The sequence below is a fragment of the Streptomyces gelaticus genome (genome assembly GCF_014649535.1).
Taxonomy (GTDB): Bacteria; Actinomycetota; Actinomycetes; order Streptomycetales; family Streptomycetaceae; genus Streptomyces; species Streptomyces gelaticus.
Genome location: NZ_BMTF01000072.1, coordinates 1 through 1877 on the forward strand (window position 1 = coordinate 1; position 1877 = coordinate 1877).

Genomic DNA, 1877 nt, shown 5'->3' on the forward strand with positions numbered 1-1877 from the left:
ATCAAAGACCTGGACCGGGCCGCCGAGATCCAACAGGTTCACCTCGGGCAGCACCAGCACGACCACCCGTCCCGTACACCCGCTCGTCACGTCACTCACACAGACACGGTAGGCAAGCTCCACCGGCACCCACGAGGGCAACCAGCGCCGCAGACCGGACGGATCAGGCACTGCGAGGTCCGGGACCCTTGATCAATTCTCGGTGACGCAGGAGCCGACCGAGTGGGGCGCCTATCGAGTCCTGATCAATCTGTGGGAGCGGACAGTCACGCTGATCATCGTGCCGGCAGCACATCACCGACCACCCCATCCGCCGGATCCCCGCGCAGCGGGGGACGACGCGGCGGCCGGGATCCTGGTCCAGGAACAGCACATGGCGATCATGTCCCTGGACCCCACCGGCAAGGGCCAGGCCCGCTGGACCATGCGCTGGAAGACCGCCCTGAACGCATTCGGCATCACCAGGAAGTCGCCGTCCTGGCCCCCTGACCTGAACACACCTTCCGCCGAAGAAAACAGATGTCGCCCCGACGCGCATCCCACCAGTACAGAGCTGCGACGGGATCGCCCGGGGCGACCTGCCCAACCGCCTTTCCAGGCCAGGCGGGAGGGGTCGCAACAACCACGGGCACCACACGCACGACGCCACTGCCGCCGCGGTGCCCGCCGACCCAACCGGTAGACCCCGTGCCCGTGCTGCCCTCAGCTTGTTCTTACCGGTGAGGGCGGGCTGCTGCAGCAGCTGACCAAGCGGCTGCTGGAGTCCGCTCTGGAGGGCGAGATCACCGACCGTCTCGGCTATGACAAGCACGACCCGGCGGGCAAGAACGGCGGCAACTCGCGGAACGGCACACGCTCCAAGACGGTGCTCACGGACGTCGACCCGGTGGAGATAACCGTGCCCCGCGACCGCGACGGCTCCTTCGAGCCGAAGATCGTCAAGAAGCGGCAGAAGCGTCTGACCGGCGTCGACGAGATGGTCATCTCGCCGGCCGCGAAGGGCCTGACCACTGGCGAGGTCCAGGCACACCTGGCCGAGGTCTATGGCGCCGAGGTCTCCCGGCCGAACCGTACGTGCCGCAAGAACGCGTCCGCCTCCGATACGACGGTCAGGTCCTCATCCATCACGGTCCAGCAGCGGATGCCGGACGGGAGTTGAACAGGAAAGGCCCGCAAGGGTCTCCTCCATCTCTAGTGCAACGTGTCGCAACGATCACGACAGCCCCAGAGATGTTAGAGAAAACCCCAGGTCACGCAGCTAGCGCAGCGTCATGCCACAGTCTTGGAAGCCCGGGAGAACGACCACCAGGAGCACGGCAGCGCGCGGGTCGGCGGTGACGCGGTCGTGGACGACGTCGGCGTACGACTGCGAGCCGAAGCCGCGGACCACCAGGACTGGGATACCCGCGTCGGCGAGCCAGCCGGTCAACTGCTGGCGCAGGGTGTCCTTCTCTGCCGCGACGTAGAGGGCGCGCTCCTGACCCTCGGTGCGGTCCAGGCGGAACCAGCCCGGCATCTCCGCGAGGAACGCGTCCGCGCCCTCCCAGGCCAGCGGGACGTGGACCTTTCGGACGGTGTCGATCAGATCGGGGAACCGGCCCTCCCGGCGGGCCTTGGTCAGCTGCGCAGACAGCCGCCGGTACATCGGCGCCGTGTGCGGCAGCGTCCCCTCGGAGACCAGGCGGTACATGCTCTGTTCTCCACCGTTTCCCTGTCTCACGAGACAGGGATGAGCCTTGCGTGAAGACCGGTGGCATGTCCCGAATAGTCGCTGCGAAGTCGGCGAGGCTTGGTCCCACCTGAAGCTTCCCCGTGATCTTGGACACTCGATACCTATGCTGCGAGGTCGTGTTGGTGCCGTTGCCGGGTCTCGGCCG

1 protein-coding gene and 1 pseudogene are annotated in these 1877 nt (G+C 67.0%); one reads left to right on the top strand and one right to left on the bottom strand.

Annotated elements, in window-relative coordinates:
• Positions 1-706: 706 nt before the first annotated feature.
• Positions 707-1063 (top strand): annotated as a pseudogene (locus tag IE107_RS34340) (transposase); the annotation flags it as partial.
• Positions 1064-1258: 195 nt separating this feature from the next.
• Here the strand turns inward: IE107_RS34340 and IE107_RS34345 are convergent.
• On the bottom strand, positions 1259-1690 hold the full coding sequence (locus IE107_RS34345) for a hypothetical protein (protein ID WP_229867482.1): 432 nt from the start codon (positions 1688-1690) through the stop codon (positions 1259-1261).
• Between the last annotated feature and the right edge of the window lie 187 nt (positions 1691-1877).

What these genes read in the sequence shown, in the direction of transcription:
- IE107_RS34345 (WP_229867482.1), bottom strand. Translation starts at nt 1,690, where the DNA reads ATGTACCGCCTGGTCTCCGAGGGGACGCTGCCGCACACGGCGCCGATG.